Origin of the sequence: Micromonospora sicca, assembly GCF_003172935.1 — a bacterium.
GTDB classification, from domain to species: Bacteria; Actinomycetota; Actinomycetes; order Mycobacteriales; family Micromonosporaceae; genus Micromonospora; species Micromonospora sicca.
The window spans coordinates 1-24,954 of record NZ_QGKS01000187.1; the positions used below are offsets into that span (position 1 = coordinate 1).

General features: G+C 69.2%; 21 protein-coding genes and 3 pseudogenes. 5 read left to right on the forward strand and 19 right to left on the reverse strand.

Annotated features, from left to right (window positions below; all coding sequences use genetic code 11):
• Window positions 1-137 precede the first annotated feature (137 nt).
• Window positions 138-1,151, forward strand: a complete 1,014-nt coding sequence (locus DKT69_RS11200) for an integrase core domain-containing protein (protein ID WP_236647687.1) — start codon at window positions 138-140, stop codon at window positions 1,149-1,151.
• A 331-nt stretch (window positions 1,152-1,482) separates the two neighbouring features.
• Here DKT69_RS11200 and DKT69_RS11205 read toward each other — a convergent pair whose 3' ends face one another.
• The 8 genes and pseudogenes from DKT69_RS11205 to DKT69_RS11240 all read right to left on the reverse strand — a co-directional run.
• A complete protein-coding gene (locus tag DKT69_RS11205; RefSeq protein WP_109801500.1) occupies window positions 1,483-2,682 on the reverse strand; it encodes a metal-dependent hydrolase family protein in 1,200 nt (399 codons plus the stop codon).
• Complete coding sequence (locus DKT69_RS11210; protein ID WP_255420196.1) at window positions 2,679-3,332, reverse strand: LLM class flavin-dependent oxidoreductase; 654 nt, start codon at window positions 3,330-3,332, stop codon at window positions 2,679-2,681. The genes DKT69_RS11205 and DKT69_RS11210 overlap by 4 nt, the downstream gene beginning before the upstream one ends.
• A 183-nt stretch (window positions 3,333-3,515) precedes the next feature.
• Window positions 3,516-4,199: a GntR family transcriptional regulator gene (locus DKT69_RS11215; protein ID WP_109801502.1), complete on the reverse strand. Its 684-nt coding sequence runs from the start codon at window positions 4,197-4,199 to the stop codon at window positions 3,516-3,518.
• Window positions 4,196-5,143 carry an ornithine cyclodeaminase family protein gene (locus DKT69_RS11220; RefSeq protein ID WP_236647688.1) on the reverse strand — a complete coding sequence of 316 codons (948 nt, stop codon included), beginning with the start codon at window positions 5,141-5,143 and terminating at the stop codon, window positions 4,196-4,198. The genes DKT69_RS11215 and DKT69_RS11220 overlap by 4 nt, the downstream gene beginning before the upstream one ends.
• Before the next feature lie 52 nt (window positions 5,144-5,195).
• The gene (locus DKT69_RS11225; protein ID WP_201749585.1) at window positions 5,196-6,578 is read right to left on the reverse strand and encodes an aldehyde dehydrogenase family protein; all 1,383 of its coding nucleotides are present in this window, start codon (window positions 6,576-6,578) and stop codon (window positions 5,196-5,198) included.
• Between the two features lie 35 nt (window positions 6,579-6,613).
• The gene (locus DKT69_RS11230; RefSeq protein WP_109801505.1) at window positions 6,614-7,624 is read right to left on the reverse strand and encodes a proline racemase family protein; all 1,011 of its coding nucleotides are present in this window, start codon (window positions 7,622-7,624) and stop codon (window positions 6,614-6,616) included.
• Between the two features lie 17 nt (window positions 7,625-7,641).
• Window positions 7,642-8,538 carry a dihydrodipicolinate synthase family protein gene (locus DKT69_RS11235; protein ID WP_109801506.1) on the reverse strand — a complete coding sequence of 299 codons (897 nt, stop codon included), beginning with the start codon at window positions 8,536-8,538 and terminating at the stop codon, window positions 7,642-7,644.
• 51 nt (window positions 8,539-8,589) lie between these two features.
• Window positions 8,590-9,150 (reverse strand): annotated as a pseudogene (locus tag DKT69_RS11240) (hypothetical protein); the annotation flags it as partial.
• A 323-nt stretch (window positions 9,151-9,473) separates the two neighbouring features.
• Between DKT69_RS11240 and DKT69_RS11250 the strand changes: the two are divergent.
• From DKT69_RS11250 to DKT69_RS11260, 3 genes are read left to right on the forward strand one after another with little or no spacing between them, the layout of a single operon-like run.
• Entirely contained in the window at window positions 9,474-10,652 is a 1,179-nt protein-coding gene (locus tag DKT69_RS11250) for an NAD(P)/FAD-dependent oxidoreductase (protein WP_109801509.1), read from the forward strand.
• A complete protein-coding gene (locus tag DKT69_RS11255; protein WP_201749595.1) occupies window positions 10,649-10,918 on the forward strand; it encodes a (2Fe-2S)-binding protein in 270 nt (89 codons plus the stop codon). Before DKT69_RS11250 ends, DKT69_RS11255 begins: the two co-directional genes overlap by 4 nt.
• Entirely contained in the window at window positions 10,915-12,360 is a 1,446-nt protein-coding gene (locus tag DKT69_RS11260) for an NAD(P)/FAD-dependent oxidoreductase (RefSeq protein ID WP_109801510.1), read from the forward strand. The genes DKT69_RS11255 and DKT69_RS11260 overlap by 4 nt, the downstream gene beginning before the upstream one ends.
• Before the next feature lie 232 nt (window positions 12,361-12,592).
• Here DKT69_RS11260 and DKT69_RS11265 read toward each other — a convergent pair whose 3' ends face one another.
• From DKT69_RS11265 to DKT69_RS41020, 8 genes and pseudogenes are all read right to left on the reverse strand, one after another.
• Window positions 12,593-12,919, reverse strand: coding sequence for a TSUP family transporter (locus DKT69_RS11265; RefSeq protein WP_201749586.1), 327 nt, complete (start codon window positions 12,917-12,919; stop codon window positions 12,593-12,595).
• Window positions 12,920-12,928: 9 nt separating this feature from the next.
• On the reverse strand, window positions 12,929-14,707 hold the full coding sequence (locus DKT69_RS11270; RefSeq protein WP_236647690.1) for a gamma-glutamyltransferase family protein: 1,779 nt from the start codon (window positions 14,705-14,707) through the stop codon (window positions 12,929-12,931).
• Window positions 14,688-15,734, reverse strand: coding sequence for an ABC transporter ATP-binding protein (locus DKT69_RS11275; protein WP_109801512.1), 1,047 nt, complete (start codon window positions 15,732-15,734; stop codon window positions 14,688-14,690). The genes DKT69_RS11270 and DKT69_RS11275 overlap by 20 nt, the downstream gene beginning before the upstream one ends.
• Window positions 15,724-16,713, reverse strand: a complete 990-nt coding sequence (locus DKT69_RS11280) for an ABC transporter ATP-binding protein (RefSeq protein ID WP_109801513.1) — start codon at window positions 16,711-16,713, stop codon at window positions 15,724-15,726. The genes DKT69_RS11275 and DKT69_RS11280 overlap by 11 nt, the downstream gene beginning before the upstream one ends.
• On the reverse strand, window positions 16,710-17,624 hold the full coding sequence (locus tag DKT69_RS11285) for an ABC transporter permease (RefSeq protein ID WP_109801514.1): 915 nt from the start codon (window positions 17,622-17,624) through the stop codon (window positions 16,710-16,712). The genes DKT69_RS11280 and DKT69_RS11285 overlap by 4 nt, the downstream gene beginning before the upstream one ends.
• Complete coding sequence (locus DKT69_RS11290; protein WP_109801515.1) at window positions 17,621-18,574, reverse strand: ABC transporter permease; 954 nt, start codon at window positions 18,572-18,574, stop codon at window positions 17,621-17,623. The genes DKT69_RS11285 and DKT69_RS11290 overlap by 4 nt, the downstream gene beginning before the upstream one ends.
• Window positions 18,575-18,611: 37 nt before the next feature.
• Window positions 18,612-20,093: an ABC transporter substrate-binding protein gene (locus DKT69_RS11295; protein ID WP_161557812.1), complete on the reverse strand. Its 1,482-nt coding sequence runs from the start codon at window positions 20,091-20,093 to the stop codon at window positions 18,612-18,614.
• 218 nt (window positions 20,094-20,311) lie between these two features.
• Window positions 20,312-20,997, reverse strand: a pseudogene (locus DKT69_RS41020) (GntR family transcriptional regulator).
• A gap of 83 nt (window positions 20,998-21,080) precedes the next feature.
• On the opposite strand from DKT69_RS41020, the gene DKT69_RS11310 reads away from it, so the two are divergent.
• On the forward strand, window positions 21,081-22,007 hold the full coding sequence (locus DKT69_RS11310; RefSeq protein ID WP_109801519.1) for an acetamidase/formamidase family protein: 927 nt from the start codon (window positions 21,081-21,083) through the stop codon (window positions 22,005-22,007).
• Between the two features lie 683 nt (window positions 22,008-22,690).
• Here the strand turns inward: DKT69_RS11310 and DKT69_RS11315 are convergent.
• From DKT69_RS11315 to DKT69_RS11330, 3 genes and pseudogenes are all read right to left on the reverse strand, one after another.
• Window positions 22,691-23,716, reverse strand: coding sequence for an IS110 family RNA-guided transposase (locus tag DKT69_RS11315; protein ID WP_109801520.1), 1,026 nt, complete (start codon window positions 23,714-23,716; stop codon window positions 22,691-22,693).
• Between the two features lie 131 nt (window positions 23,717-23,847).
• A pseudogene (locus tag DKT69_RS11320) lies at window positions 23,848-24,051 on the reverse strand (transposase); the annotation flags it as partial.
• 120 nt (window positions 24,052-24,171) lie between these two features.
• On the reverse strand, window positions 24,172-24,861 hold the full coding sequence (locus tag DKT69_RS11330) for an IS6 family transposase (protein ID WP_109801578.1): 690 nt from the start codon (window positions 24,859-24,861) through the stop codon (window positions 24,172-24,174).
• Between the last annotated feature and the right edge of the window lie 93 nt (window positions 24,862-24,954).

Below are 24,954 nucleotides of genomic sequence, written 5' to 3' on the forward strand. Positions count from 1 at the left end.
GCCACAACCAGTACCGCGTCAAGAAACCCGACGAACCAGGCGGCGTCCGCCACGACAGACCCGCCACGATCCGGCTCTACAAGCTCAGCCACCAAACTCCATGATCAACTTAGGCTACGCGGCATTGGGACAAGGACGTGGAGATCCTTGCCCTGCGCCATCAGATCACGATGCTGGAGCGCCAACTGGGCAAGGAGAAAGTGCGCTTCGACGCGAGCGATCGGGCGTTCCTGGCGGTCCTGCTGCACCGGCTGCCGCGCGACGTGCTGCGGCGGTTGCGGTTGCTAGTGCGCCCCGACACGGTGCTGCGCTGGCATCGCGATCTGCTGGCCCGCCGGCACGCAGCTGCCTCCCGGCCCAAGCGCCCGGGCCGGCCGCGCACGGTTCGTTCCATCCGTGCCCTGGTGCTGCGCCTGGCTCGGAAAAATCCCAGCTGGGGCTACCGGCGTCTGCACGGCGAACTGCTGGTGCTGGGGGTAAAAATGGCCGCGTCGACCGTGTGGGAGATCTTGCAGGAGGCCGGGATCGACCCGGCGCCCGAGCGGGCGGCCAGTACCTGGGCCGACTTCCTGCGCTCCCAAGCCGACGCCCTGCTGGCCTGCGACTTCCTGGAAACGATCACCCTCACCGGGACACGGATGTACGTGTTCGCGGCGATCGAGCACGCCAGCCGCAGGATCCGGATCCTGGGAGCCACCGCGCACCCGACCGCCTCCTGGGTGGTGCAAGCCGCGAAGAACCTCATCATGGACCTCGAGGACACCGGCTGCCGGGCACGCTTCATAATCCGCGACCGCGACGGCAAGTTCCCCGAGATGTTCGACGCCATCCTCGCCGACGCGGGCATCGACGTCGTACTCAGCGGCATCCAGATGCCAAGAATGAATTCAATCATGGAACGCTGGGTACAGACCTGCCGTCGCGAACTACTGGACCGCACCTTGATCCGGGGCCAGCGGCACCTGCTCCACGCGCTGCGCGAGTTCGAACAGTTCTACAACGGACACCGCCCGCATCAGGGCATCGCCAACGCCCGCCCGCTGTACCCGTTGCCGGCGCTGGTCGCCGATCCGAACAAGATAACCCGCCTCGACATACGACGACGCGATCGCCTCGGCGGCATCCTCTACGAGTACCGACATGCCGCCTGACCTGCGCGGACGAGGTTTCCGGCAAGGGCAGGGCTTCCTAGCTGCAAATATTTACGGTGGGCGATATTGGGATCGAACCAGTGACCTCTTCGGTGTGAAACGGGACGCCACAGCGCCTTTGAGCAGCCAAAACGTCGAACCGCAGGTCCGGGCCATTGCCGTTCAGAGCAGTTCAACGCTGTTGAGTGCAGTTGCGCGCCGTTCAGTGCACCCTGCTGCTCCCAATCCGCTCCCCCATCCTTGAGCCGGCCCGGTAGCGCGCCGGCCGCAAACACGGGGCCCTCAGCGCCCTGCTAGACGGTCGAGAAGGTTAGTGCCCGACTCGCCGGGACTACCTCAGGCTCCCATTCTGGATGACTGTCCGACGTTCGGGGCCCGCCCAAAGCACCGACGGCTCGTCGAAGGGATTTCCGTCTAGGATCACGAGGTCGGCCGTAGCACCGACCTCGACGCGGCCGAGATCCTCACGGCAGATGATCTCGGCGTTGACCGAGGTCGCAGAGCGCAGTGCCGCCAGCGGCCCTTCGACCTCGACCTGGAGTCGAAGCCCGGTGAGTTGCTCGTCCTCGAGCACACCCATCAGGTCGCTTCCGAAGCCTATCGGTACGCCCGCGGCCCGGGCGCACTCGATCGCCCGCCGGCCGGCGTCCAGTACCTCGCGGTTCTTGGCCTGGGAGATCGGAGCGAGTCCGAGTTCCTCGCCGCGACGGTCCATCGCGTCATACGCCGCCAGGGTGGGCACGAGGAACGCACCGTGCTCGGCCATCAGCTTGGCCGTGGGCGCGTCAAGGAGGTTGCCGTGTTCGATGGTGCGCACACCGTTCTCCACGGCGTGGGCGATCGCCTCCGGCGAATAGGCGTGCGCGGCGACGTAACTGCCGCGACGGGTCGCCTCGTCGGTCACCGCGCGGATCTCCTCCGGCGAGTACTGCGGGATGCGGATCGGGTCGGTTAGTGAGACGACTCCGCCCGAAGCCATGATCTTGGTGGCGTGGACGCCCCGCCGGAAGCGGTCGCGTACCGCACGGCGCAGGGCGTCTACTCCGTCCACGATCTCCGCGATGTGGCTCCCGCACGCGCACAGGTCCAGGTCGCCCGGGCGGGAATCGCCGTGCCCGCCGGTCTGCGACAGCGCGGGGCCGGTGTATAGGTACCTCGGCGACGCGATGAGGCCCTGCGCGATGGCCTTGGCCAGGCCAGGATCTCCTCCAGCCACGTCACGTACGGTGGTGAACCCCCGTCCGAGTGCGGACGCGAGGCGTCGGGCGCCGGCCAGCGCGACGTAACTGAGCGGGCTGGACTCCAACGTGAGCAGGTCCAGGTCGGTGCCGTAGGCGTGGAAATGCGCGTCGATGAGGCCTGGGATGACGGTACCGCCACGCGCGTCGACCACCCGCTCGGCCGGCTGCCGTGCCCCGCCGATGTCGACGATGGTTCCGTCGACGACGTGGATCGGTCCGTCGGTCAACTCGGCCGACACCCCGTCGAAGATGGCCGCGTTGACGATGGTCAGGCTGCCGGGGGAGGTCATCCGACCGGCTCCGCGCTCCGCAGCCGTGCGGTGGCGAGGAGGTCCACCTCGAACGTGTCCGGGTGCACCAGGACACCGTACTCGCGGGCCGCCGCCGCCCGGGGGCCTGCGGCGGCAACCGTCAGGGGCACCCGCGGATGCTGGACACAGCCGGGGATCTGCCGCGCGTCGACGGCGCTGAAACGCTCTCCCCTGACCGTGGTGACGTGGTGGGTGAGCAGATGGTCGAGCAGGCCGATCCATTCGGCGAACCGCTCGGTCCGTTCACGGCGATCCCGTGAAACATCCCCCAGAACCGTCGCGTCCGGGCCTTCGGTGCCCGCGCCCACCCCGACGTCGAGCCGCCCACCGCTGATCCGGTCGAGCGTCATGATCTCTTTCGCGAACGTGACCGGATGCCGGAAGTTCGGCGTCGCCACCCGGGTACCCAACCGCACCCGAGTGGTGGCAACCGCGGCGGCGGCCAGCAGCGGAACACTGGCGTACCACGGCCGCTCCTTCAGCGCCGGCCAGCTCAGGTGGTCGTAGGTCCACACCGTACGCAAGCCGGCGCTCTCGGCGTGGACATCAGCGATGAAGGCAGCGGGTGGATCCCGGTCGGGAAGGACAAGCGCCGACAGGGCGAGCAATTGTTTCCTCCGTTCGATCACATGGCATCGCGGTCGCCGGGCGCCGTGCCCGGGGGCAGGACGACCAGCGAACGCGCGGAGCGAGCATCGGCGACAAACATCGCCGGGGTGCTCTGATGAACCGACCCTCGTCGTGACAACCGGTCGCGAACAAGAGCGCGCCGACAGCGCCGGCCGGTCGGGAGGTATCCGGCCGACTCGCGGTTATCGGCGTCGGGGTTCCTCGTCCCGACCTGCCCAACTGCCGCGCACGTGACCGATGTGCGCCTTCATCAACCGTTCCAGGCCCGAGCGGTCCTTCGCCGCGATGAGGTCGAGCATCTGAATGTGTTCCAACGCCGAGGTGCCCAGCTCGCCGCTCTCGGCGAGCCGGGTGAGCCCGAACAGCCGGGACCGGGCCCTCAGCTCGCCGACCAGCGAGACCAGGTGCGCATTGCCCATCAGTGACAGAAGTTCCAGATGGAAACGGCGGTCGTGCTCGATGTATGCGATGAGGTCCCTCTCCTGCGCCACGTCGACGATCCGCTGCGCCATCGGCCGTAGCCGCGCCAGGTCGTCAGCGGTCGCGATGTCGATCGCCTTGACGGTCGCGGGCACCTCGATCAGTTGCCGTATCTCCGTGATGTTGTCCAGTTCCTGGTCGGACAACTCGGTGACCCGGAAACCCTTGTTGCGCACGGTCTCGACGAGGCCTTCCTTGACCAGGTCGAGCATCGCCTCCCGGACCGGGGTGGGCGACACACCGAACTGCGCGGCGAGGGTCGGCGCGGAATAGACCTCGCCGGGTCGCATCTGGCCGGCAACGAGCGCGGCACGCAGGGCGTGGGCAACCCGGCCACGCACGCTGGGCCGCTCCTCCAAAAACGGCAGGTCCAACGACTCGGTCATGATGCACCTTCCTGCGGCCGCACATGAGATGCGGAAGTATCGAACACGGCTGACGCGACAACCAGATCTTCCCAGGCCATGCCGACGCTTTTGAAGAGGCTCGGCCCGGCGGTGGCGGTCTCGCCGCCTACCAACGCGGCCAGGCCCACCAACCCCGTCCGGGCCACCGCACCTTCGGCCATCGCCATGATGACGTCGCCCGCCTCCGCGCATGCCGAGGCAACCGATTCGACCACGACCACGCTGCGCCGGACCGTCTCGGTATCCACCTCGCGCGCGGTGGGCTCATGAGAGCCGCACGCAACCACCACGGCGTGATCGGCCAGCAGTCGACCGTCGAAGAGCGGCTCACGCGCCGTGGTGCAACAGGCGATGACATCGGCACCGGCCACCGCCGCGGCGGTCCCCGGTGCGGCGTCGAGGCCGAGTCCGCGCAGACGCTCCACGAATGCTCTCGTGCGATGCCCGTCTCTGCCCACGACACTCACCCGGCTGATCGGACGAACCGCACGCACCGCTTCCACGTGACCCCATGCCTGCGGTCCCGTTCCGAAGAGTACGAGATGGTTCGCCTGCGGCACTGCCAGTCGGTCCACGGCCACGGCGGATACCGCCGGCGTGCGGAGGTTGGTCAGTTCGGTGCCGTCGAGCAGCGCGATCGGCGTCAGCGTCGCTCCATCCATCAGCACGTAGACGGCTTGGATGCGGGGCAGCCCGATACGGGGATTTCCCGGCGCGGCGGTGGCGAGCTTGACCCCCACCCGACCTCCAACCTCGGCCGGCATCGACAGCACCTGTCCCGCAGTGAAGTCCGAGATACTGCGCGCTGCCGCCTGGTCGGGGTCGAGCCCGGCCACCAGCGCGGCCACGATCACGTCGATCGCGGCCGCCATCGGCAGCGCCCGCCGGATGGCGGTCGCGTCGATCATCGGCAGAGAAATCACCGCTGAGTCTCATTCGGTTGTCCCCGAGGCCGGCGCGGCCGGTCGCTGGTACTCATGCGCGGACGGGGGCAGCGGCGGTGACGGTGTGCAGGGAAGTGTAGAACTCCTGCGCCGCCTTGCCTTGCTCCCGCGGGCCTAGGCTGGAATCGCGTTCCCCGCCGAACGGAAGGTAGAAGTCAACGCCGGTCGTTGGAGCGTTGATCTTGATCTGGCCGGCCGCCGACCCGTCGGCAAACCGCAGCGCGGCGTCCAGGTCGGCGGTGAACACCGAGGCAGCCAGCCCGTACCGCACGTTGTTGGCCGCCTCCAGCGCGTCGGCGACGCTATCGACCTGAGTCAACGCGCAGATTGGCCCGAACACCTCCTCCCGCAGGAGCAGGTGATCGACCGGCAGGTTGTCGACGATCGTCGGCGCGACGAACCAGCCCGCGCCCGTACCTGCACGGCCGCCGGTGAGCACCCGACCGCCAGCGGCCGCGCCGCCGAGGCTCGCGTCGAGCACCCGGTCCCGCGCCCCCTGCTCGATGACCGGTCCGACGGTGGTGGTGGGATCGGCGGGGTCACCGCAGACCAGGGCTTCCGTCGCGGCGACCAGCGCGTCGGCGAACCGCGCCGCGTCACCGACCACGATCACTCTCTTGGTGGCGGTGCACTTCTGCCCTGCGTAGCCAAAGGCGGCGTAGGCGACCTGTCGCGCGACGGCTTCGACGTCGACGTCGGGCAACACGACGGACGGGTTCTGGCCGCCCATCTCGCACTGCACCGGGACGCCGCGGGCGGCGGCGGCTGACGCGACGATCGAGCCGACCGCCGCGGACCCGGTGAAGGAGACCACGTCACTCGCCTCGATGACCGCCTGCCCGGCCTCGGCGTCGCCCGGCAGCACGGCGAGCAGCCCCTCGGGCAGATGCGGCGTGAGCAGTTCAGCAAGTCGCAACGCGGAGGCCGTGGCCTGCGGTGCCGGCTTGAGCAGAACGCCGTTGCCGAAGGCCAGTGCCGGCGCGGCCTTCCACAGCGGGATCGCCAGCGGAAAATTCCACGGTGTGACCAGGCCGGTCAGTCCCCGCGGGCGACGCCGGGTGTAGGCCAGCCCCGCCCCGCTGCTCGACTCGTGCACTGCGCCGACCGGGTCGAACACCTGCTGGGCGTAGTACCGCAGGATGGCCACGGAACGGGCCACCTCCCCGCGCGCCTCGGCGACCGGCTTGCCCACCTCACGGACCGCCAGCGCGGTCAACCCGTCGGCCGCGGCCGCCACCGCGTCCGCCGCCGCATGTAGCGCGTTCGCCCGCTCGGCGGGAGTCGCGGCAGCCCATCCGCGCTGCGCGTCACGGGCGAGCCGGGCGGCCTTCGCGACATCGCCAGCGGTCGCCTCGGCCACCGACACGACGACGTCGTCTGGCTTCTGCGGAGATGCGGACTGCACGATGGACACGATGAACTCCAAACGTTGATGACAGCAGGCGTCGGCTACAGCAGGAAGCCGGCGGGGAACGGGTCGGTGGAGTCGAGGAAGTACTGGGCGGTGCCGGTGATCCAGGCCCGCCCAGTGACCGCCGGCAGCACCGCCGGCCGGTCGCCGATCATGGTCTGACCGAGCAGCCGGCCGATGAACCGGCTGCCGATGACCGACTCGTTGACGAAGTCGGTGTCCAGCGGCAGCTCGCCCCGCGCGTGCAGCTGGGCCATTCTCGCCGAGGTGCCCGTGCCACACGGTGAGCGGTCGAACCAGCCGGGATAGATCGCCATCGCGTGCCGCGAGTGTCGGGCGTCCGATCCGGGTGCAGCCAGGTAGACGTGATGGCAGCCGGCGATCTCCGGGTTTTCCGGATGCACCGGGTTCAGCTGCTCGGTGACCGCGTCCATGATGGCCAGACCTGCGTCCAGCATCCGCTGGCGGACTTTGGCATCCCCGGGCGTGAACGCGATGTCGAGCTGGTCCAGCCCGAGGATGGCGTAGAAGTTGCCGCCGAACGCGAGGTCGAGGGTGACCGGGCCCAGGCCCGGCACCTCGACCGTCGCGTCCATCTCGTGCGCGTAGGACGCGACATTGCGCAGCGTCACCGACTCGGCGTGCCCGTCGCGGACCGCCACCTCGGCGACGACCAGCCCGGCGGGGGTGTCGAGCCGGATCTCGGTGACCGGTTCGGTGACCGTCACCATGCCCGTCTCTACCAGCACCGTGGCCACCCCGATGGTGCCATGTCCGCACATCGGGAGGCACCCACTCACCTCGATGTACAACACGCCCCAGTCGGCGTCCGGGCGGGTCGGCGGCTGCAGGATGGCCCCGCTCATCGCCGAGTGCCCGCGCGGCTCGTACATCAGCAGCGTGCGGATGTGGTCGAGGTTGTCGAGGAAATACTGGCGGCGTTCGAACATCGAGTTGCCGGGGATGGCACCGACGCCGCCGGTGATCACCCGGGTCGGCATGCCCTCGGTGTGCGAGTCGACGGCGTGGAAGACATGTGTGCTGCGCATTGACTACTGCCCTTCCGCTACCGGCATCCGGCAGCGACCGCCTTCTCGGTGGCCTCTCGAACGATGCGTTCCTGCTCGTCGGTCAGCGGCGCTCGCGGTGGCCGGCACGGCCCGCCGTAGCGCCCGACGATGTCCATCGACAGCTTGATCGCCTGCACGAACTCGGTCTTCGAGTCCCAACGCAGAAGCGGGTGCAGCAGACGGTAAAGCGGCAGCGCCGTGGCCAGGTCGCCCGCGGCGACGGCGTTGAACATCTGCACGCAGGAACGCGGCAACGCGTTAGGGTATCCGGAGATCCATCCGGGGGCCCCGGCGAGGACCAGTTCCAGGGTGACGTCGTCGGAACCGGCGAGAACATCCAGGTCCGGCGCCAGCTCGGCGATCTGGTAGAGCCGGCGGACGTCACCGGTGAACTCCTTGACGCCCACGATGAGACCCTCCCCGTGCAGCCGCGCGAGCAGAGCCGGCGTCAGGTCAACCTTGGTGTCGATCGGGTTGTTGTAGGCCACCACCGGTACGCCGGCATTGGCGACCTCCCGGTAGTGCTCGATGACAGCACGCTCGTCGGCGCGGTACGCGTTCGGTGGCAGGAGCATCACCGTGGCGCAGCCGGCCTCTGCGGCGTCCTCTGCCCACCGCCGCGCTTCGGCGGCGCCGTAGGCGGCGACGCCGGGCATCACGGTGAAGCCGTCCGGCGCCGCGTCCACGGCCGCACGCACGACCGAACGGCGCTCGCTATCGGTCAGGGTCTGGTACTCCCCCAGCGATCCGTTCGGGGTCACGCCGTCGCACCCCTCGGCGGCCAGCCACCGGACGTGCTCGGCGTAACGGTCGAGGTCGACCCCGAGCCGGTCGTCCATCGGTAGCGCCGTGGCCACCAGCACGCCGTGCCAGGGCTTCTGTCGCGCTTGCATAGTTGCTCCCATCGTTGATGTTGAGGGCCCGACAGTCGTCGCGGGCGGGCCTCAGTCCCCGTTGTTGTCGTGTCGGTCGCGCGCCGAGGCTGCCGCGGCGCGCGCCGGTGGGCGGAACGTCTGTATCGGCTGTTGCGCCGTGGATTCGAGAAATCGCAGCAACGTCGCTGTGCTGAAGCCGGTGGCGCCGAGGCCTCCGTGACGGTCGCTCCACGCAGGGCCGGCGATGTCCAGGTGTGCCCAGGCCGTCTGCAGCGGGACGAATCGCGAGAGGAACAGGGCAGCGGTGATCGCTCGCCCGTATTTGGTGCCGGGGAAGTTCTTCAGGTCCGCGATCTCGGAGCGCACCTGGTCGGCGTAGCGCTCGTCGAGCGGGAGCCGCCACACCGGCTCGCCCGCCTTGTCGGCCGCGCCCAGCACTCGGTCAGCGAGGTCGTCGTCATTGCTGAACAGGCCCGCGACGGCGGGCCCAAGGGCCACGACACAGGACTCGGTCAACGTCGCGACGTCGATGATGACGTCGGGGGCCTCCTGCGCCGCCAACGTCAGCGCGTCGCAGAGCAGCACCCGCCCTTCGAAGTCGGTGTTGAGCACTTCGACGGTCAGGCCGCTGCGGGTTTCGACCGTGGATTTCCTGACACGGGCACCTCACTAGGTTGTGGGGGATGTCGACGACCTCGACGGATTCTTACCCCGGGCCCCCTCGACTGGAGTATCAGTACAATGTCACACTACAACGGCTTGGTCAATGACGTCGAGACGTCGCCACCACAGGAGCAGTACATGGCCGAACCCCCGGACAGGCCCCTCGCCGGCAGCAGCCACGAGCTCCCCGTCCCGCCCGCTCTAACGGCCTGTGCGCGCACGGACCGCGAGATCCGCCCGCACCCCGCGACCGGCGCCCTCGAGGTCATCACCGAACAGGCCCTCACGCCATGACGACAACCGCGAGCGCCGACCTCGTCGTGATCGGCGCCGGGATCGTCGGGGCGGCGTGCGCCTACTACGCGGCACGCGAGGGCCTGTCGGTCACCGTCATCGAGCGCGGGCCGATCGTCAGCGGCACGACCGGCGCCGGCGAGGGGAACATTCTCGTCTCCGACAAGGAACCGGGCCCCGAACTCGACCTCGCGCTGCTGTCCAACCGCCAATGGCGCGAACTCTCCGACCTACCCCTGGATGGGCGGACGTTCGGCTCCGCGGTGGAGCTGGAATTCAAGGGTGGACTCGTGGTCGCCTCGAGCGACACGATTCTGAACAGCCTGGAGCGACTGGCGAGGGAGCAACGGGCGTTCGGCATAGAGGCCGTCGCCGTACCCCGCCACGAATTACGCGAGCATGAACCGCACCTCGCCGACGACCTCGCCGGCGGCTGCCTGTACCCCCAGGACCTGCAGGTACAACCGATGCTCGCCGCGGCGCACCTGCTCCGGCTGGCCCGCCTGTCCGGCACCAGCGTGCTGCCCCACGAACCGGTGACCGGTTACCTGCGCCGCGGGGACCGGGTCACCGGTGTCCGCACGCCGCGACGCGAGATCTCCGCCGGTGCCGTCCTCAACGCGACCGGCACATGGGCGGGGGAACTCGCCGGTCTCGCCGGGGTCCGGGTGCCGGTGGCGCCGCGCCGGGGATTCATCCTGGTCACCGAGCCACTGCCCCCGCTGATCCGGCGCAAGGTGTACTTCGCCGACTACGTCGCCGACGTGGCCAGCGACTCCGCCGCCCTGCAGACCTCCACGGTCGTTGAGGGAACCCGCGCGGGCACGGTGCTGATCGGCGCCAGCCGGGAACGGGTGGGCTTCGACCGTACGATCTCTCTACCCGCTCTTCGGCAGCTCGCCGCCGGTGCCGTAGGGCTGTTTCCCATGCTCGGCGACGTCGCGGTGATGCGCGCCTACCGCGGATTCCGGCCCTACTGCCCCGACCACCTCCCGGTGATCGGGCCGGACCCGCGCGCCCCTGGCCTCTACCACGCATGCGGGCACGAGGGAGCCGGGATCGGGCTTTCCCTTGGTACTGGCCGGCTCATCGCGCAGACGCTGATCGGTGCCCCGCCCGACATCGACCTGCATCCGTTCCGGCCCGACCGATTTGGTACGGAGGTTGCCGCGTGACCACTCCCTCCCAGTTCGAGATCTCCTTTGACAGCACGCCCATCCCGTGCCGAGAGGGCTGGACGGTTGGTGCGGCCCTTACGGCCGCCGGCATCCGGTCCTGGCGAACCACACGCCAGGGCCAGCGCGCCCGTGGCTTGTTCTGCGGCATAGGCATCTGCTTCGACTGCCTGGTCACCGTCAACGGACAACCTTCGCTGCGGGCCTGCCTCGTGCCAGCTCAACCGGGTGACCAGGTGCGCACCCAGGAAGGAACCGGGCGGTGAACCAGGACGCGTTCGATGTCGCGGTCGTCGGAGCCGGACCCGCCGGCCTCGCGGCGGCGCTGGCTGCGGCCGAGTCGGGAGTGACCGTGGCGCTCATCGACGCCGGAGTTGGCCCCGGCGGACAGTACTGGCGGTCGCCGGCCCCCGGCGCTGGCACGTTCAAGCCGAATACGCTGCACCATTCGTGGCGCCGTTTCACCGACACCACGACCAGGTTGAGCGCACTGGCGTCGGCCGGGAGGGCCGTCCGCTTCGCCGGACATCACGTCTGGTCGATCGCGCAGGCCGATGACCGGTGGTCGCTGCACTGCAACGTCGGCGCGGAACCCCGCCAGCGTGATGCGCAGCCGCCGGTCACCATCCACGCGCGCCGACTCGTCCTCGCCACCGGCGCGTACGACAGGCAACTGCCGTTCCCCGGCTGGGACCTACCTGGTGTCATGACAGCCGGTGGGGTGCAATCGCTGCTGAAGGGCCACCTTGTCGTCGCTGGCGAGACGGTGGTGGTAGCCGGAACCGGCCCATTCCTCCTCCCGGTCGCCGTCGGCCTCGCCCGCTACGGCGCCCGGGTCGCAGCGGTCATCGAAGCGAACACGCCTCTCGCGTTCACCCGCTCGCCCCGGGCGGTATTCGGCGCGATCAACAAGCTGGGCGAGGCGGCGACGTACGGCGTGGCACTCCTCCGGCACCGTGTCGCCGTTCGACACCGGCACGCCGTCATTCGAGCCTTCGGGAACGATCGGCTGGAGGGTGTAGTCGTCGCCCGGCTCGATAGGGACGGACGACCGCTGGCAGATACGGAACGATCTGTGGCCTGCGATCTGCTCGCCGTCGGCTGGGGTTTCACCCCGCAGTTGGAGCTGCATCTGCAACTCGGCTGCGCGACCCGGATGGACGTCGACTCAAGTCTGATCGTCGACGTCGATGACAACCAGCAGACGACCGTCGAGGGAGTCTGGGCCGCTGGGGAATCCACCGGCGTCGGCGGGGCCGACCTCGCGTCGGTCGAAGGCATGATCGCCGGGTACGCCGTCGCCCGGTCGCTCGACGCCACTCCCGTCCGAAACGACGTGCCGCTGAGAAGGCGGCGGGGGGCGCTGCGCGAATTCGCGACGGTCATGCACCGGGTCTACTCCATTCCGGACGCGCTGCTCGACGATGTCGACGACGAGACCCTGGTGTGCCGATGCGAGGAGGTTACCGCCGGCAGCCTCCGGCGGGCGGTAGACGAATTGGGCGCGACTGACCCCCGTACCGTCAAACTGCTCGTCCGCCCCGGTATGGGCTGGTGCCAGGGCCGCGTGTGCGGCTTCGCGACGGTATGCCTGACCGCTCGACACACTGGACGTGCTGCCGTTGACTCGGACATGCGGGCATTCGCGGACCGTCCGATCGCCACGCCCACTCCCCTCGGCAGCCTCGCCAGATTGGCCGACGACTGACTCGAAAATCGGTCAGTGAGGGGGCAGGCGGTAGCGCCCGGCGAAGCGGAGAGGAGCGGGGCTTCGGCGTCGTTGGTGGTGTCAGACTGCGACGGATAGGTCCGGGCTGGGGTTGAGGGTGACCTTCTGGCCGGTGAGGTGTTCAAGTTGGCGGAGGCGGGGCCTCATCCTGCGGAGTCTTGCCAGGCCGGACCGGCCCACGTACCGCGGACATGTCCGATGTGCTGACGAATCAGGCTAGCAGTGGAACGAGCGCGGAGAACACCTCGGATGAGGTCGTCAGCAACAGGCCGCAGCCGACGGCCGCTCCGGCGACCGCCGTCGCTGACAGCGCCGCCCCCAGCTCCCGTTGCCCGGCAAGCTCCGTGCGGTAGCCGATCGTCCCGCCGAGATATCCGGGCCACAGCGCGACCGTGTTCGTGACGTTGGCCGTGACGCTCGGATAGCCGGCGGCGAGCAGCGTGGGGAAGGAGATGAGGGATCCGCCGCCCGCTACCGCGTTGACCCCTCCGCCGAGGAAGCCGGCGGCGGCGAGCATCAGGGCATCAGTGAGAGTCACCGGGGGCGCTCAGCGTCCGACCGCGTAGCCCTGGCCGCCGCGCGGATTCGCGGCCGCCTTGAACCAGCCTCCCTCGCGCGCGACCGCGCTGAGCCGACCCAGCGACCACCCGTCGACCACGCGTACCTCATGCCCTCGCCGTCGCAGCTCCGCGATGACCGCGGGGTCCACTCGCTCCTCCACGTACACGTGTCCCGGCTCGGCGTCGCGTGGATAGAACGAGCTCGGCACGTGCGTCGAATGGAAAGCTGGGGCGTCGATCGCCTCCTGGAGGCCCATCCGGCCATGCACCACGTTGAGAAAGAGGTGTAGAGACCACTGGTCCTGTTGATCGCCACCCGGCGTACCGAACGCCATCCACGGCCGTCCGTCACGGAGCGCGAAGGACGGGGTCAGGGTCGTGCGGGGACGGGCACCGCCACGCAGAGTCGCTGGCAGCCCCTCCTCCAGCCAGAACATCTGGCCTCGGGTGCTCAGGCAGAATCCCAGGCTCGGGATGGTCGGCGAGCTCTGCAGCCACCCGCCGCTCGGGGTAGCCGAGATCATCATGCCGTTGCGGTCGACCACGTCCAGGTGACACGTGTCCCCGCGGGTTTCCCCGTCCGCTGCGATGGTCGGCTCGCCTACCCCCGCCGCACTGTGGGACGAGGATGACGAGCGTGGGTACGCGGGCAGCCGTGCCGTTCGCCCGGCAGGGCTTCCCGGGCGGAGCTCGAACGATGCGCTCTCACCTATCAGGTCTCGCCGCTCGTCGGCGTACGCCGCGCTCAGCAGTTCCCGCAGCGGGACGTCGGTGAACCGTGGGTCGCCGTACCACGCCTCACGGTCCGCGAAGGCCAGCTTGCCGCACTCCGCAATGGCGTGAATCCAGTCGGCCGACAGCGGAGCCATGCCGTCCAGGTCGTAGCCGGCCAGCAGGGCGAGCTGCTGGAGGAAGACGGGCCCCTGACCCCATGGACCGGTCTTGCAGACGGTGTAACCGTGATAGTCGAAGGTGGTGGGCGGCTCGAGGGTGGGTTCCCAGGCGGCCAGGTCGTCGGCACTCAACAGCCCGCCGTGCCGGCGACCCGAGGTGTCCATCACCTCGGCCCGTGCGCAGTACGCGCCGATCGCCTCGGCCACGAAGCCGCGGTACCACGCGTCGCGCGCCGCCCGGATCTGCACCTCGCGGCGGCCTCCGGCCGCCTCACCCTCCGCCACGATCCTGCGGTAGGTCTGGGCCAGCACCGGGTTGGCGAACGACTCACCGGCGCGCGGCACCCTACCCCCGGGCAGCCATGTCGCCGCCGACGTGGGCCATTCGGCGCGGAAGAATTCCTCGACGGTCGTCAACGCCTCCGATACGCGACCGAGCAGCGGGTGCCCCTTCTCGGCGTAATGGATCGCGGGCTCCAGCACCTCGCGCAGGCGCCACGACCCCCACCGCTCGAGCAGGAGCAGCCACGCGCCGAACGCCCCGGGCACGACGGCGGGCAGCAGGCCGGTACCGGGCACGAGGTCCAGGCCCAGCCCCACAAACCGGCTGGCGCTCGCCGCGGCCGGTGCCACCCCCTGCCCGCAGATGACCGACACCTCCCCGGTCTCCTCCGACCAGAGCAGGATCGGCACCTCGCCGCCGGGCCCGTTGAGGTGAGGCTCGACGACCTGCAGGACGAATCCGGCCGCGACCGCCGCGTCGGCCGCGTTGCCTCCGCGCTCGAGCACACTCATGCCCGTCGCCGAGGCCAGCCAATGCGTGCTGGCGACCATGCCGAAGTCGCCGACGAGTTCAGGACGGGTGGTGAACACTGGTGACCTCTCCCTGTGACGCGTCGGGTCCGCCGTCCTCCGGCGTCACGAGGTGGCAGGCGACGGGGTGCTCCGCCGAGGTCACCCCGACCAACGGCGGGACCTCGGTGGAGCAACGCGGCACCGCCACAGGACACCGCGTGTGGAACGGACAACCCGGCGGCGGCGCCGACGGGCTCGGTACGTCACCGGTGAGCACAATCCTGCTCGATCTGCGGCTGCTCGCGGGGTCCGCCACCGGAGCCGCCGAGAGCAGGGCCTGGGTGTAGGGATGCTGGGGATCCTTGAACAGGTCCGCACGCGACGCCGTCTCCACGATGCGTCCCAGGTACATCACGGCGACGCGATCGCTGATGAACTCCACGACGGACAGGTCGTGGGTGATGAACAGGCAGGAGAATCCCATGTCCCGCTGCAGGTCCAGGAGCAGGTTCACGATGGATGCCTGCACCGAGACGTCGAGGGCGGACACCGGCTCGTCGGCGACGACCAGCCGCGGTCCCAGGATCAGGGCGCGGGCCAGCGCGACGCGCTGCCGCTGCCCACCGGAGAGCTCGTGCGGGTAGCGTAGGCGCATCTGCTGGCGCAACCCGACCCGCTCGAGCATCTCCCCCACGCGCCCGTCGCGCTCCCGGCGCGTGCCCTCACCGTGCTGGCGCAGCGGCTCCCCGACGATCTCCCCGACCGACATGCGCGGGTTCAGGGAAGAGTACGGATCCTGGAACACAATGTGCACGTCGCGCCGCAGCGGTCGCATCTCGCGCCGGCTGAGCGAGGAGATGTCCCGGCCCAGCAGGCGCATCGTCCCGGCGGTAGGTACGGTGAGACGGACCACGCACTTGCCGATCGTCGACTTGCCGCTGCCGGATTCACCGACCAGACCAAGCACCTCTCCGGCGCCGATGGTCAGGTCGACGCCGTCGACGGCGCGGACCACGTGCCGGCCACCGTGCAACCTCGACCCGCTGTGGTAGTGCTTCTTCAGGCCGGTGACCTCAAGGACTGCGGAGTCATCATCACCGTGCACTGTGACCTCCCGGTCCAGGGTGATAGCAGGCCACCAGGTGGCCGTCGGCAACTTCGCCCAGCGGCGGGCGTTCGAGGGTGCAGGCGCTCGTCGCTCGCGGGCAGCGGGAGTGGAACTGGCACTCGTCGGGGTCGGATGTCGGCGGGGGCACCATGCCCGGGATCTCGGTCAGCCGGCGCCTGCCCCCCTGGGTAACCGCCCGGGCGGGCAGCGCCCCGAGGAGCCCGACCGTGTAGGGGTGCTGCGGCCGGCTGAAGATCGCCTGGACCGGGGCCTGTTCGACCCGACGACCGGAGTACATGACAACCACCCGATCGGCGACGTCCGCGACAACACCGAGGTCGTGGGTGATAAGAATGACCGCGGTGCCGAGGCTGTCCCGGAGGTTTTGAATGACGTCCAGGACCCCCGCCTGCACCGTCACGTCGAGGGCGGTCGTCGGCTCGTCGGCGAGGAGCACCTTGGGTTGGCACGCTACCGCTATGGCGATCATGACGCGTTGCCGCATCCCGCCGGAGAGCTGGTGCGGAAAGGACTGCACCCGCCGCCGCGGGTCCGGGATCCCCACGAGCTCCAGCAGGTCGATCGCCCGAGCCGTGGCCTGCCGCCGGGACAGGCCCTCGTGCCGGCGCAGCACCTCACCGATCTGGTGCCCCACCGTGTACGCCGGGTTGAGCGACGTCATCGGCTCCTGGAAGACGACCGAGATCTCCTTGCCCCTGATCTCCTGCATCTGCCGCTCGGACAGGGCGGCGAGGTCGACGCCGTTGAGCCGGACGGAGCCGCCGAGGGTGAGGTCATCCCCGGACAGCAGGCGCGGGATCGACATGGCGGTCACGGACTTGCCACACCCCGACTCCCCCACCAGCGCCAGGATCTCGCCCGCCTCGAGCGTGAACGAGACGTCCTTGACGGCGATGACCGCGCCGTCCTCCGTGGCGAACTCCACGCGCAGGTGCTCCACCTCGAGCAGGCTCAACGTCCACTCCTTGGATCGAGTACGTCGCGCAGACCGTCGCCGAGCAGGTTGAACCCGAGGGTGACGAGGGCGATGGCGAGGCCGGGGAAGAGCGCGAGCAGCGGTGCCTGGGCAAGGTACGGCTGGGCATGGGTGAGCATGACTCCCCACGAGGGTGTCGGTGGCTGGACACCCAGACCCAGGAAACTCAGGGTGGCTTCCCCGATGATGGCTGCGGGAATCGCCACCGTCGCCTGGACGATCAGCGCGTTGAGCGAATTGGGCAGCACGTAGCGGGCGATGATCGCGGCGTCGCGCGTCCCGTCGGCGATGGCTCCGGCCAGGAAGTCCTGCTCCCGGAGCATGAGCGCCTCGCCGCGGGCGATGCGCAGCACGGCGGGGAACTGCGCCACCGCCAGGGCGATGATGACGTTGCGCAGCGAGGCACCGAGGATGGCGGCGAGCCCGACGGCGAAGATCAGGAAGGGGAACGCCAGCATGACGTCGTTGAGCCGCATGATGATCGGATCGACCCAACCACGGTAGAACCCCGCGACAAGTCCGACGGGCACCCCGACGAGCATCGCCAGCGCGGTCGAGCAGACCCCGGCGAGCAGCGATACCCGCGCGCCTCCCGCTATCCGAGCGAACACGTCGCGCCCCAGATCGTCCGTGCCCATGGGATGGGCGAAGGACGGACCCTGCAGGACCGCATCGAAGTGCTGTTCGCTGGGATCGCCGGCGACCAGCGGACCCATGAGGGCGAGCAGCAGGAACAGAAGCACGAAGGCGAGCCCGATGATGGCCATCCGGCGGCGCAGGAACCGCTGGCGCAGCCGTCGCCAGCGCCGTGCCGGCTCGAGCACGGCGGCTTCCGGTGAACCGGCCTCCGCCGCGCCGGCGATGGTCGGCGGGTTGAAAGGATTGCTCATTCCGATGCTCCCGACAGGCGGAGGCGGGGATTCAGGTACGCGTAGGTGATGTCGACGAGCAGGTTCACCACCACGTAGCCGGTCACCGTGACCAATACGGCGCCCTGGATGACCGGGTAGTTGCGGGACAGCACGGCATCGACGGTGAGCTTGCCGAATCCCGGGATCACGAAGATCTGCTCGGTCACCACCGCCCCGCTGATGAGCGCGCCCAGCTGCAGGCCGAGCACGGTGACCACCGTGGTCAGGCTGTTGCGCAACCCGTGGCGTATTTCGCGGCTCCGGCTGAGCCCCTTCGACCGCGCCGTGCGCACGTAGTCGGCGGACAGCTGGCCCAGCAGCGCCGACCGGGTCTGGCGCATGATGACGGCCGAGAGCCCGGTGCCGAGCACGAGTGCCGGTAGCACCATTCGGCGAACGTTCTCCACCGGATCCTCACCCAGGCCTACGAAGCCGGAGGCGGGCAGCACCCGCAGCTTGACGGCGAAGACGAGGATCGCGATCAGACCGAGCCAGAAATGCGGCACCGAGAGCCCGAACAGACCGAGCCCGGTCGCGACGTAGTCGGTCGATCGACCGCGCCGCACCGCCGAGGCGATACCCGCCGAGACGCCGATGGCCAGGCCCACGAGAATGGCCAGGGAGGTCAGCTCCAGCGTGACGGGCAGGCGCTCGACCAGGATGTCGGCGACCGGGATGCGGTCCTTGGTGGAGATCCCCAGGTTTCCCTGGAACGTCTGTGCGACGTAGTTCGCGTACTGCACGGGCAGCGGGGCGTCCAGGCCGAACTGCTCCCGTATCGCGGCGATGGTCGCGGCATCCGGGCTCTCGCCCGCTAGCACCAGTGCCGGGTCGCCGGGGAGCGCCCGGATGCCGAGGAAGACCATGATGCTGGCCAGGAACAGCACGATCAGCGAGGCGAGCGAACGCCGGAGAATGAATTGACCCATTTACGTCGGTGTCTCCCTCGGTTAAAACCGTGGTCCGTCAGCCGGTGAACGCGGCTGTCTTGAACCGCGCGATTCCGTCGCCGGGGTACACGACGCCCGTGAGTTTCGAGGACAGCCCGAGGAACCAGCGCTCGTGGTAGAGGTAGATGATCGAACGCAGCTGCGCGTTGCGGGCCAACGCCTCCGTGTAGATCTTCTGGCGCTCGGCGTCGTCGCTCGCCTGCGCCCCGCGCTTGATCAGGTCGTCAAACGCGGGGTCGCTCAGCCCGCCGAAGTTGTTCGACCCGCCGGTGCCGACCAGGTCGCCCAGATTGCCGTCAGGGTCGATGCGCCCGGACCACCCGATGAGGAACGCGTCGAAGTCACCGGCGCGCGCCGCGGCGAGCGAGGAGACGAACTCCGACTGGCGGATCCGCACGTCGAAGCCGACCTTCTTCGCCATCGACTGGATGACCTCGGCGAGTTTCTGGTCGGCGGGCCGTGCCGGCACGAGCAGATTCACCGGGATTGGCAGCTTCTCGCCGGATGCCTCGACAATCTGCCGTGCCCTCTCCGGGTCGTACGGCGTGCACTTGGCGTCGGCGGGCCGGAACCGGCTCTGCAACGGCAACGGGAGGCAATCCACGGCGTTCTGCCCGGCGAACACCACCTTGTTCATGGCATCGCGGTCCAGGCTCAGCTCCAGCGCCTCGCGCAGCTGCGGGGAGCGGCCGAGAGGGGTGTTGACCCGGCCGGCCGGCGCGGCGGTGCCGGCCACGTTGCCGACATTGATGGAAAGCCCCTGGTAGCCGATGGCGCTGATGTCGCGCAGCGTGACGTCCGGGTTGGACTTGAGCTGCAGGGCATCGGTGGGCGCCAGGCGCTCCGCCGCCTGGACGTCTCCGGACTGGAGGTTCGCGGCGCGGACGTTCGGGTCGGAGACGATCCGATAGGTCACGCCGCTTAGGTGCACCTTGTCCGCGTCGTAGTAGTTCGTCGACTTGGTGAAGCGGATCTCGCTGCCCGAGGTGCGGCTCTCGAACTTGAACGGGCCGACGCAGACCGGGCTGGTGCCAAACTTGTCCCCAAGCTTCTTCAGCGCCGTTGGCGACATGATGAGTCCAGCCCGGTCGGCGAGCTGGGCGCCGAGCGGGCTGAACGGGCGGGAGAGCGTGATCTGCACCGTCGCCGGATCCAGTGCCGTCACCGTCTTCACGGCTGCGAGCTCCTTCACCCGCGCCGACCCCTTCAGCGTCCGGTGCCGGTCAAGCGAGATCTTCACCGCCTCGGCGTCGAAGGGGGTGCCGTCATTGAAGGTGACGCCCTTGCGCAGGGGGATGGTCACGGTGAGAGCGTCGGCGGACACCTTTGGCAGTTCCGCAGCGAGCTGAGGGACGAGATTGAGTTTGTCGTCGGCGTCGTAGAGCTTCTCGCAGAAGCTCGTGAAGACGACCCGGGCGACGAAGGTGTTGGCCAGCGTGGGATCCAGCACGTCGGGCTCGTCCGAGAGGGCGAAGACGACCGTCCCGCCGGTCTTCACCGTACCGTCCCCGGCCCCGCCGGAACCACCGCCGGGTGTGGAGCAGGCCGCGGCGGGCAGTGCGAGGGACAGCGCGAGGGGGAGAGACAGCAACCGTAGGCGCATGGGGGCTCCAAGGGGTAGGACGACGCGGGCTGCCAGTAGTTCGTCGACTGTATACAGTATGTCACACGGCACTGGGCGGATAAGGTAACGAATGCGTAACGAGCGCGACGTCCCTAGTGCTCAGTGCCTGTGCGTAGCTTCGCAATCGCGGCGAGGAAGGACTCCTGCGCCGCCGCGACGTGGCTGCGCGCGGCGGCCTCGGCGGCGTCCTCGTCGCCGGACGTGATCGCCTCCAGCACGGCTGCGTGCTCCCGCCACGAGTGCGGGGCCCGCTTGGCGGCCGTCCGCAGGAAGACCCACTGAGCACGCTGCAGCACCGGCGCGGCGACGAGCTCGAGGTAGGCGTTGCCGGCCGCCTGCGCCACCGTCACGTGGAACGCGGTGTTGAGGGACGCCACCTGATCCAGGTCATTCGCCTCGTGCTGGCGCGCGCCTGCGCCAGCACCTCCTCGAGCCGGCGCAGCCCGTCCGGGTTGCGCTTACGCGCCGCGATCCGCGCCGCCACCCCCTCTACGGCGAGGCGCAGATCGAAGAGCTCCTGCGCCTCCTCGGCGGTGAGTAGCGAGACGGTCGCCCCTCGGCGCGGGAGGACCTCGACCAAGCCCTCGGCGGCCAGCACACGCAGCGCCTCGCGTACCGGATTGCGCGACACGCCGAAGGTGGCCGCCAGCGCCTCCTCGACCAGGCGCTGACCGGGAGCCAATGCTCCAGACAGGATACGGCTGCGCAGTTCGGCGCAGACCGCCTCGGCGAGGGACTGGTGGCTCTCCCCCAGTCGCTGGATCCGCGGCATACTCATCCCGCATTCTGTATACGGACTTCGTCGGTGACACCCTCGTGCTGTGGCACGAGCCGCCCGCCCATACGACACAGGGAGCGCCCATGCGTTTGAGCCGCGACCGGCACCATCTGAGCTGGGACTCCCGGATCGAACCCGCGGCGTACATCGAGTCCGGGCAGGAGCTCGAGGTCGAGCTCGCCAACTCCTCCGGCGGGCAGCTGCACCCGGGTTCGCGAGACGCCGACCTACTCGCCCTCGACTTCACCCGGGTCAATCCCGTCACGGGGCCGATCTACGTGCGCGGCGCGGCTCCGGGGGACGGGCTCAAGGTCACCATCCTCGACATCGCCCTCGAGGACTGGGGATGGACTGCCAACATCCCGGGCTTCGGGCTACTCGCCGAGGATTTTCCCGACCCGCGACTCGTGCTCTCCCGTGTGCGTGGCGACGAGGTCGAGGTCGACATCGGCGCGTGCCTCCCGCTGACGCCCATGATCGGCACCCTCGGCGTGGCCCACGCGACTCCCGGCCCGCACTCGCTCGTGCCCCCCACCCGGTTCGGGGGGAACATGGACATCCGCCACCTCTCCCGCGGCTCCACCGTCCTTTTGCCGGTCGCGGTCGAGGGTGCGCTGTTGTCCCTCGGTGACACCCACGCGGCCATGGGCGACGGGGAGGTCTGCGGCACAGGGGTCGAGACCGCGTCGGTCGTCCGACTCTCGGTCGAGGTAGTGCCGGGCGCCGCTCCGCCGTTCCCGGTGCTCCAGGCGCGGCCCGGGCACCGTTCCGGAGACGCGCTCGTCACCACCGGGATCGGACCGGACCTGCAACGCTGCGCCCGGGACGCGACCCGCGGGATGGTCGACATCGTGGTCGCCCGCACCGGCATCGCCCCGGTCGACGCCTACCTGCTCTGCAGCCTGACCGGCGACCTCGTCATCTCCGAGATCGTCGACGTGCCGCACTGGGTGGTGACCATGCACCTTCCCCTACCGGTCCTCGGCACGCTCGCCAGGCGGCCCGCCTGATCCGTCCCGTAGGTGTCGGGGCGGTGCCGATGCCCCTATGTTTGTCAAGCTGTTCGGGGAAACTCGGTGGTGGGGTTGAGCTGTCGGATCAGGTTGTAGATTTCGCGGGCGACGTAGCGTTTGACGCAGCGGATGGCTTAGCGGCGGGTGAGGCCTTGGGCGGTGCGTCGGTCGAGGTAGTCGCGGGTGCGTTGGTCGCAGCGTGATCGGGTCAGGGCGATGCGGTAGAGGGCGGCGTTGCGCGGGGGTCTGTCATTCCTGAAGGAGTGGGGCCGTGTCAACCCTTTTTGGTCGGACTGCTGCGACCGGTTTGTGCTGATTCCCGGCTCGGTGCAGGCAAACGCCGGTAAGGGGTAGGGGTCAAGGCTCGACCGGAGGTCGACCGCGTCAGCGGCTTGGTCTTGACGCCGATCCCGTGCGGCGCAGAATCGGTGCGCCGGGAGACACACGCTCAGCTGGTGAAGTTGTGGGGGTGTGGCCGTGTTCTTCACCGTCCATAATGTGGACGAGTTGACAAGCCGGGAGGTCCCGGTGCCGGTCATTCCTTCGCCACGCGGGTCTGCCCTGGTGGCATGAAGTGAAACGGCCGCGGCCAGGCGGGGTCAATCAAATCACTCGACCACGCCGGAGGGGGGTCAGACAGACCACGACCTCGCGCCTGGCCGCGCCGGGACTGGGGGTGTTCATGCAAGTCGGGTGGCCAGGCAGCGGATGTGTCCGTCGCGGAGGCCGTAGAAGACGAGGGTGAGTAGTTCGCGGGCGGCGGCGACCTTGGCGATGTTGTTGCCTCGCCGGGCAGCGAGCCGGGCCTTGGTGGCGGCGAGGGGCCCGTGGTGGACGCGCTGGACGGCCTCGACCGCGGCCCAGCGGACGAGGTTGTTGCCCTGCTTGGTGATGCGCCCACGGTGGACTTTCGTGTCCGACTCGCGGTGCCGGGGTGTCATGCCGGCCCAGGAGCACAGCTGCTGCGGACGGGTGAACCGGGTGACATCGCCGATCTCGGCGACGAACACCGCGCCCAGCACCGGGCCCACGCCGGGCAGTGCCTGGACCGCCCAGAACCCCGCGTGGTGCTTCAACTCGGCGCTGATCCGCTTGCCGACCTGGTCGATCTCGAAGGTGTACGCGTCGATCAGCCGGAGCAGGGACAGCACGCGGGCCTGGAACGGTGGATCGAGCCGCAGCTCGTCGAGCTGCCGCCGGCCGGCCGCGCCGAACATGTCCGAGGGCGCCAGGGTGACGCCCTGCCGGGCGAGCACGGCGTGGACCTGCGCCTTGAGCCCGGAACGCAACGCGACGAGCTTGGCCCGATGCCGCACAGACTCCCGCAACGCCCGCACCTGCGGCGGCGCGATCCACGCCTCTGGCAGGCGGCCCATGCGTAGCAGGTCGGCCAGGTCCGCGGCGTCACGCTCGTCGTTCTTCACCCGCCGGTAGGCGAAGCCTTTCACCCCGAGCGGGTGAGCCAGGTGCACCGTGGCGCCGGCGTCGGCGAGGACGTCCGCGGCCCAGTACCAGCCATAGGTGGCCTCCAACACCACCTCCGGGGCCTCGCCCCACGAGCCAACCTGCGCGGCGAACTCGACCGGGTCGCTGGCGATACGCACCACCGGTCCGATCCGCTCGCCGTCCGGAGTCATCCGCACGATCACGCTGCGCCGCCGATGCAGATCTATCCCCACATACTGCCGGCCGTCATACTCGTCCACAGGGGCCTCCTTCGTCGTGGTACGTCGTGACAACCCCAGGGAAACCCCTGACCAGGGTGACTGTCACGAGGAGCGGAGGCCCCGCTCCTTCATCGCATCAAGTTAACGGCTGATCTTGGTTGTTGAGGTGGTCAGTCGTTGGACGGGGTGAGCCGGCCCTCGAAGGCGATCTGGAACGCGTTCAACGGTGCCTTCCAGCGCATGGTCCACCGGCGGCGGCCGGCGCCGGTCGGGTCGAGGCTCATCAGCGCCATGTACACGCCCTTGAGTGCGGCGGCCTCGTTCGGGAAGTGCCGACGGGCGCGGACGGCCTTGCGGATGCGGGCGTTCACCGAGACCTGGGGCCGCAAGTACCCGGCGATCGTCAAGCTGTGGGAGAACGCCTGGGCCGAGTTCGTCCGGCGCCGTTGCATTGTGGGATCGGCGGACGTGTCGAACCGGTATCGAATCCGCGGTCAGATCGCTTGGGCGAGTTCGGTGAACGCCGCGGCGACCCGCGTAGCCGGTGGGGCGTCGATTCCGAGTTCGTAGTGGCCGCGTCGTAGGTTCTGCATGAAGGCGTGTCCGGCGATGATCACCTGCGCTGTCTTGTCGGTCCGCAGCCCGCGCATCGGTCTTAACCGCTGTTTGAGCCGGCTGTGATCGGCCTCGATCGGATTATTGGCGTACCGCTCGACGTGGTGCCACGCGGACGGGATCAGCTCGTCAAGCACGCCCGGGTAGATCGCGGCGGCGTCGGTGACCACCTCGCTGGGTGTCACCTTCAGCGTGGCCAGGGCACGACGGAAGAACCGCCGGGCCGCATCAGCGTCCCGGCGGGCCGAGACCAGCACGTCGATGACCTGCCCATACTGGTCAACTGCCCGGTACACGTACCGCCACACACCGTTGACCTTGACGTACGTCTCGTCGACGAACCATCGATCACGCGGTGAGTGGCGGCAGAATCGGGCCGCGTCGGCCAGCAGCGGCGTGAAGCGTTGCACCCACCGGTAGACGGTGACGTGGTCGACCTCGATGCCGCGTTCGACCAGCAGTTCCTCCACATCGCGGTAGGACAGGTTGTAGCGCAGGTACCAGCGGACCGCGACCACGATCACCTCGGCCGGGAACCGGAACCCGGCGAACGCCGACGTCGGCGGCAGCCAGGGGCGAGGACGGGTTGATGGCTTCACCGGTCAAGCCTGCCTCGATCTTGCCAACGCTCAATGCAACGGAGCCCCCATGCGGCCGGCTCG

Excerpts from the sequence above, each read along its gene's own strand:
- DKT69_RS11205 (WP_109801500.1), bottom strand. The coding sequence starts at position 2,682 with ATGACCTCCCCCGGCAGCCTGACCATCGTCAACGCGGCCATCTTCGAC.
- DKT69_RS11215 (WP_109801502.1), bottom strand. The coding sequence starts at position 4,199 with ATGACCGAGTCGTTGGACCTGCCGTTTTTGGAGGAGCGGCCCAGCGTG.
- DKT69_RS11230 (WP_109801505.1), bottom strand. The coding sequence starts at position 7,624 with ATGCGCAGCACACATGTCTTCCACGCCGTCGACTCGCACACCGAGGGC.
- DKT69_RS11235 (WP_109801506.1), bottom strand. The coding sequence starts at position 8,538 with ATGCAAGCGCGACAGAAGCCCTGGCACGGCGTGCTGGTGGCCACGGCG.
- DKT69_RS11250 (WP_109801509.1), top strand. The coding sequence starts at position 9,474 with ATGACGACAACCGCGAGCGCCGACCTCGTCGTGATCGGCGCCGGGATC.
- DKT69_RS11285 (WP_109801514.1), bottom strand. The coding sequence starts at position 17,624 with ATGAGCAATCCTTTCAACCCGCCGACCATCGCCGGCGCGGCGGAGGCC.
- DKT69_RS11290 (WP_109801515.1), bottom strand. The coding sequence starts at position 18,574 with ATGGGTCAATTCATTCTCCGGCGTTCGCTCGCCTCGCTGATCGTGCTG.
- DKT69_RS11310 (WP_109801519.1), top strand. The coding sequence starts at position 21,081 with ATGCGTTTGAGCCGCGACCGGCACCATCTGAGCTGGGACTCCCGGATC.